Origin of the sequence: Bacillus sp. Bvel1, from assembly GCF_014872755.1 — a bacterium.
Classification (GTDB): Bacteria; Bacillota; Bacilli; order Bacillales; family Bacillaceae; genus Bacillus; species Bacillus velezensis.
Map to the genome: position 1 here is coordinate 408,744 of NZ_JAAOBZ010000007.1, position 7,724 is coordinate 416,467.

Genomic DNA, 7,724 nt, shown 5'->3' on the forward strand with positions numbered 1-7,724 from the left:
AAACGTCACGTTGTCACCTGCCAAAACGAGTCTGCAGGTGCAGTGCTTGTCTCTGCTTTTTTCTCATATTTCTTTAAAAGATCCGCAATGTCTGTTTTTGCATTACTTGTTTTTTCCGGTTCACTTTCCGTGCTGTTCCAGCCGCCCAAAAGCGGGTAGTGTTTTTTTCTGAATTCCGGCGGCTGAGGCGACCGGTGATGTTCCCGCTGTCTTTCACCTCTGTATTCTTCAACAAGGATATGAGCATTTGTCCCGCCGTCAGGAAATGAACTCTGAGCTGCGACGCGGGGTTGCTTCTCTGAATGCCAATCAACGGGTTCACGATTAAAATGAATACGCGACGCTTCAAAGTCATAATGTTCAAATGGGTCTCGCGCTGATAAGAAAGGCGGAATCCGCTTATGATAGACGCTCAGCACACATCGGATGAAGCCCGCAAGACCTGAAGACAGAAGCAAATGCCCTACATTCGGTTTCACCGATCCGATCCGGCAGGGCAGAAGCGTTTTCCGGTTCAGCTGATAGACATCTGAGAGCGCCTTGATTTCCACCGAATCAACGATTGGGGAACCGCCTCCGTTCACTTCTATATATCCGATGTCTTCAGGCGACTTTTCCGCCATATTAAGCGCAGTTTGAATGACGTCTCTCTGCGCTCTTATATTCGGTGAACCGGGCCCGAGCGTCCGGCCGTCATTGTTTACCGAGACGGCTTTTATGACGCCGTAAATGCGGTCTCCGTCCCGCACCGCATCGCTCAATCGCTTGATAAAAACCGCCCCCGCTCCTTCTCCGAGCACTTCTCCCGCTGATTCACGGTCGAATATATGAAACACGCCGTTCTCATTTAAAATATGGCGCGCTCCGAATAACCGGTGCGCGGACGGAGATAAGAGCAGACTCACCGAACCGACTAAGGCCGCGTCAATCCTTCCGGCCAAAAGGGCGTCTTTTGCAAAGGACAGCCCGATCAGCCCTGAGGAACATGCTGTATCCACGACAAGGCTCGGCCCTGTGACATTCAAAAATCGTGAAATGTTGGCCGCCAAATAGTTTTGCCCCGCCCCCAAAATCGGGTTAGGCGCCTGCAGGATATGTTCCATACCGGCTGAAGGCTGCGCCCTGCCGCCGATGTACACGCCGACTTTCCGGCCCGACAAATCCTTTTGGCCGTACCCGGCATCATAAACGGAATGAACCGCTTCTTCTAATATGATCCGCGCCTGCGGGTCCATAATTGCCGCGTCTTTTTCAGAGATGCCGAAAAAGCCCGCATCAAACATGTCGATATCATCAATCCACCCCGCATAATCCTTTGCATTTGCTGTTGCATACCAGCGCGATGCGGGGACAGGCCGGATGGCAGTATTCCCTTTCATCAGCAGCTCCCAAAAAGCATCCGTTCCGCCCGCCCCCGGAAAACGGCAGGAGATGCCGACGACGGCAATATCGTCTTCGGTATCCACTTTCGGCTTCATGGATGTTCTCTCTTCAGCGGCGGCGGTTACATCAGGCTGAACGTCCCCGTCTTGAACGAAACCATTTTCTTTTGTCACAAAATCGGCTTCATGATGCGCTGCGAAATAGTCAACCATTTCTGTAATCGTTTGATATTGAAGCATTAAGGACGGTGTTAACTTGATGCTGATCCGTTTTTGCAATGATTGAACCAATTCCGCAAAGAGTATTGAGTCAATCCCGTATTCATCAAACGGCATATCATCTTTTATCTGCTCATCCGTCATTTTCAGTTCTTCGCTGAAAACGGTGCGCACCCATTGACGAATCATATCCTTCACCTTTTGGTCACCGGCACTGCTTTTTTTCATGGGAGCTTCAGTTTTCTTCACCTTCAGAAGATCACCAAAATCAGCCTTACTGTCTTCGGGAACACAAGGAATTCCGCAGCTTTGTCCGTTTAATATGATGTAATCTAAAAACTTCAGTCCGTCTTCGGCAGACAGCCTGGAAAGTCCTGATTTTTGATAAGCAGGTGTTTCCGGCAGGCCTTCAGCCATGCCGGTTTCTTTCCAGACGGGCCATTGAACGGCTTTAACAAACACGTTTCCTTTGCCTGCCTGATGATTTGCAAAAGAGTCCATAAATGAATTAGCCATCGCGTAGTCACTTTGCCCCGCAGCAAGCGAAGGGATCAGACCCGAAACGGATGAGAACAAAATAAAAAACGACAGCGGCTCATTCCGAACGGCTTCATAGAGACCGCAAAGCCCAGTTACTTTCGGTGTGCAAACGCTTTCGATCTCAGTTTCGGTTTTGTTATAAAAAGCGGGGTGTTCTCCCATTGCACCCGCGCAATGAAAAACACCGGTAATCGGTCCCATCGTGCCGCGGATGCTGTCCGTCATGTTCCGGAGCCCCTTTTGATCCGTAAGAGAAACGCTGTAATAACGGATCTCCGCGCCCCGCTCGGCTAACCTCTGCATCCGCTCGGCTTTTTCCGGGAGAATGCCGTCCTTTTTCATGTCTGCCCACTCCGAGGAATCGGGAAGCGGCTCCCGCCCCATGATGACCAGTTTTCTGCACCCGCGTGAAACGGCATGCTCCGCCGCAATTGCGCCGATCCCGCGCGATCCGCCCGTTATTAACAGCACATCATCAGACGAATAGGAAAGCTCAGGCGCCGCAGACACATTCGTACCCGGCTTCAGAAACGGCACATAACGGCGATTCAGCCTGTAGCAGCATTCACTGCCGCTTTTGGCCCGCGGCTGTAAAAATTCAGTTTCAATCTGTCTGCTTAATTCTTCTGTATGCTCAATCGCACAATCGCTATCTATCGTAAAAGAATGAATGTTGGCATACTCAGCGCCCAGCATCCGGTACAGCCCCGCCGTTTTCGCCCCCTGCATCAGAGGTTTACTTTCCTTGAAAGGCTGGAGGCGGTGTGTCACTTGGCTGAGCACAGCGCCGCTATGACGGAATGATTCCAGAACCTGCTGTAAAAAGGCAAGCTTTCCGTATTCTATATCTTCCCGCCGTTCATATTCCGCATCATATGCGGTTATGTCGACGACCCCGAGTATCTGTTTGTTTTGAAGAGACTCCCGCACTCTGCCGTAAAGGTTTCGCCCCGATGCGGCAGCGTAATAATCGGCGCCGTCTTTTGCCTGATGGATGAAACAGATCGTTTCAATATGGCCGTTTCCTTTAAATAGAGCATCGGCCAATCGGCTCGTCTTATCAGTTGCAAGTATCATTACTGTTCCTGATAATGCTTCAGACTCCGCCGGATCTTGCTGCTTCCAGTCTTTTTGAAGAATGATCTTTTGGTTTTCCGCCGGTTCGTCTGTCTGTTTCCGGATATCCGCAGGCACAGGCACCCAATACCGCTCCTTCGCGAACGGATATACAGGAAGGCTGACCCGTTTCGGCTTCTCTCCTTCGTATAACTGGATCCAGTCAACGGCGGCTCCTTTTGCCCACTCAGTGAGCAATCTGGAATATTGCTTGTTTTTCAAAAGTTCGGCCATTCCACTTGTTGAAATATCATCTTGAGCACGTCCGCGGAAACACCCTTCAATTTCCGTTTTCCGTTCAAGCACATCCTTCAGTTTCGCTTGCAGGCCGCAAACGGATGTAACGATCAATGCCAGCCGTTCAGGCATCGCTTCTCTGCCCGCTTGAAGCGTGTAGGCCAGGTCATTAAGATTGACTTCTTTTTCCCGTAAAAAGCGGTCATACCGTTTGACATATTCCAATAGCCGTTCTTCATTTTTTGCCGAAAGCAGAAACAGAACCGGCTCGTCTTCCCGTATACTCAGCGATTTCTTTTCAGCCTGCGGCGGCAGATATTCTTCTATGACAAAATGGGCATTGCTCCCGCTGGCGCCAAAAGAACTTAAACCCGCTCTTCTCGGCTGGTCAGGATGTGACGGCCGTTCCCATTCTTCCAGCCGGTCCGCCACATAAAACGGCGTATCCGGAAATGGAATATGGGGATTCAGCGTGTCCGCGTGCAATGACGGAAAGATTTCTCCATGCTTCAGCTGCAAAAGCACCTTTGTTAATCCGGCGATTCCGGCGGCTCCTTCTAAATGGCCGATATTTGATTTGGCAGAGCCGATGGCGCAAAACCGCTTCTTGTTTGTCCAATTACGGAAAGCGCGGCTCAGCCCTTCAATTTCAATCGGATCACCCAGAGACGTCCCCGTTCCGTGAGCTTCAATATAGCTCAATGTCTCCGGATCAATGCCGGCACTCTGAAAGGAATCTGTAATGACTTCCGCCTGTGATGCCGGATCAGGCACGGTCAAACCGGATGTTTTTCCGACATGGTTTAAAGCGGAGCCTTTTATGACGCCATATATCGGACAGCCCATCTTTTCCGCTTCTTGAACGGTTGTCAGCAACACCGCGCCGACGCCTTCTCCCGGCACATAGCCGTCACCGCCGTCGGCGAAGCTTTTGCAGACGCCTTCTGAAGACAGAAATCCGGCATTCGCCAAAAACGCATATTTATGCGGATGTGTGACCGCATTAACACCGCCGGCAATGGCGAATTCGCACTCCCCCCTTTTAATGCTTTCACATGCCAAATGTATGGATGTGAGCGAAGAAGAGCACATCGTATCAACAGCCATTGACGGCCCTGTAAAGTTCAGGCAGTGAGACACGATATTCGGAACGGAGGCAGGCGTCACGCCCATAGACAGCGGTGTGCCCCGCTGTGTGATTTCAGCGCCGAACAGCTCATAATGGCTCCAAAACACACCTGCGAATACCCCGACGCGTTTTCTTTTTTGTGAAGATGGCCCGCGCGCCGTTCTGTCCTGATAAAAACCGGCATCTTCACAAGCTTCCCAAGCCGTCTCTAAAAACAGCCGCGCCTGCGGGTCCATCATTTCAGCCTGGCGCGGAGTCAGATTGAAAAACAGCGGATCAAAGCTGTCTATGCGATCTAAAAATCCTCCGTAACGGTAGAACTGATCTGCTTCATATGAGAAAGGATAACCTTTCCATCTGTCTTTCGGCATTGTTGTGATACAGTCTTTACCTGAGCGCAGATTTTGGTAAAATTCATCGATGCTTCCCGCCTGCGGATATCTTCCCGCCAATCCGATTACGGCAATATCGTGCTCTTCTGTATGTCTCTCTTGTTTTCGGCTCCTTCTCTTGACAGCTGCATGGGATAATGAAGAGCGGTTCTTGTCTGCCATCGGAACCAATCGGGCCATGCTTTCAGTTACAGCAGGCTCCTTCCCGTATAAAATAACGGATTGCAGCTTGCCGAGACGCAGCATATATTCTAGTGAAGCCATCCCTTCCCCGGCCGGAAGCGGTCTGGTGCCGGTTGCATCATTCATGATCTCTTTCATCAAACTGTCAACCTGCATGCCGCCATCTTCCCAAAGCGGCCAGTTGATCGTCATAGAAGCCCCGGTCCGTTCGCCTTTTTCCGCTTTGCAATCGCGATATTTCATATATTCATCCATAAAAGCGTTCGCTGCGGCATAATCTGTCTGGCCCGCATTTCCGGTCAACGCCGAGAATGAGGAAAATGCGGCGAAAAATTCAAGCGGTTCATGCCGTGAAGCTTCGTCCGCATGAATCAGGCCGCTGATTTTCGGCAGGAACACCCTCTTCAAGTCAGAACTGTCTTTTTGGATGATAAATTGATCTTTTAAAACACCGGCGCAATGAAAAATGCCCGTCAGACGGCCGAAAGTTTCTGTAATCTGAGCAAATGCCCGCTCTGTTTCGGCTTTGCTGCCGATGTCCGCTTGAACGTAAAGAACTTCCGCTCCCAATGCTTTCAGTCTGCTGATCTTCTCAGACTGTTCCGGCGAACGCCCGATGAGTGCGAGCTTCACCTTTTCTTTTTCTGCAAGGTGACGGGCAAGCAGAAATCCAAGACCGCCGAGACCTCCTGTAATGACATATACGCCGTTTTGTTTCCAAGGAGACTGTGTCTGTCCGCCCGGTTTCTCAATACGTTCGAACAATCTGATCTGCCGCATATCGTCTTTATACCGAATGTCTGTGCAGCCTGCATGAGAGCAGTCTGCTTCTGTTCTAATGATTGCGGCCGTCTCACTTGGCAATCTCTCATTCTTGTCACAGAAGGTGATCACCTGAGTGCGAAGAGCCGGATTTTCCAGATGTGCCGTTTTCAGCATAGCCCCGAGAGCTGAAGACAATGCCGCTCCATTCTCAACGGCGCATACAAGCTGAATCAATGTATGTTCTTTCGGATGGTCTGTCAGTTCCCGTTTAAGCATACGAAATATAAGCTCGGCATCTGCTCCAAACTGCTCATCTGCAACCTCATGCTCCCTTTTCAGTTCTATCACTTCCGCTTCCGGGCAATGTGTGCCGAGTTCACCGGTGAGACGGGGTCCTGCATCGGCAGCGATAATAAGATGACGGGTGTGTTTTTGCCCGTTCTGCACCGCCGTTTCCAGCGGATGATCTTTCCAGGCGGGTTCAAAAAACAGAACCTCATCAGCAATGTCAGCGTCTGATGTATGCCGTTCTTCGGCCGAATCTTTCAGCACACAGCCCGCTTCATTGATAAGGTAATCCGCAAGGCGGCGGACAGATGAATATTCAAAAAGCAGTGTCGGATAAAACTGCTGCTGAAAAGTCTGCTCTAATATCTTTACAAGCTTCAGCAAATGCGTCGAGTCAAGCCCCATATCATAAAAGCCTTTCCGCACATCAATATCCTGTGCCGGACGATTGATCAGCCTGGCGATTTCCGACTTTATGTAAGTCACCATGTTTTGTTCCGGCGTTTGCTGTTCAGACACGTCTTCTGCGGCCACAGGACTTTCGGGCTCTCCACGGCCGTTTTTGTTCTGCTGAGGCGGCTTCTCTTTGTCTATCAGATGGGTAATCATATTCGCTTGTCTGACCCTTTTTACTGTCAGTTTCTCACATTCGGCCAATACGTTCCCTTCCCTGTCGTAAATCGTGAAGTCGGCCGAATAAAAATCAGGTTCGCTATCTGATGCGCCGCTTTCAGTGCGGCTGTTTTCCGCAGAATAAGTGTAAATCGTTTTCGGAAACGGCTGATATATGCAAAAACGATTAATCATAAAAGGAATATACGGTGTGTCATTCTGCTTTTGGGCCGACAATGCAAAGGAAGAGCCGGCAAGGGTGGACGCATCTAAAAAAGCCGGATGCGCCTTGAATTTCTCCCGGAATCCTTCAGCCAAATCACTCAGAGTGAGCTCCATTAATTCTTCTTTATCCTGAAGCTGATAAACGGCCCCTTCATTTTTCATAAACTCGCCATGCTCAATATGGCTTCTTCTTGCAATTCCGTAAATGTCATGCATGTCCCATTTTCGGCTTGCGTTTTTCATGAATGCTTCAATATTCAGCTCTTTTGCCCGGGGCGTGTCTTTTTGCAAATAAAGCTGACATTCCATATTCTCATCCCGTTTTCCGCCAAGCGGTGTGCCGTTTTTTGCTTTTTCGCTTGTAATCTCAACTTTCCAGCTGTCACGCGCCGGCGTAAAGGTGACATACAGGTGTTTATCAAACTCTTCAGATGTTACAACAGGCTGCTTAAAAATAATCTGTCTTAATTCTATAGGCCTTTCACCGAGATACCCGGCGGCGAGCCGATACAGCATATCTATTAAAGTCACGCCCGGGAGGACGCGGATTTGATGAACGCGATGATCCCGGACGATATAATTCATATGGCTGATTTTCTGCAGGAACGTTTTGACTTGATCGGTGGCAACTGCCAA

The 7,724-nt window shown here is 49.9% G+C and carries 1 protein-coding gene; it reads right to left on the bottom strand.

Translation table 11 applies throughout. From position 1 onward, the window contains the following. Positions 1-5 precede the first annotated feature (5 nt). Positions 6-7,724 (bottom strand): SDR family NAD(P)-dependent oxidoreductase, encoded by a 7,719-nt coding sequence (locus tag HAP68_RS11385; protein WP_024085565.1) that lies wholly within the window; start codon positions 7,722-7,724, stop codon positions 6-8.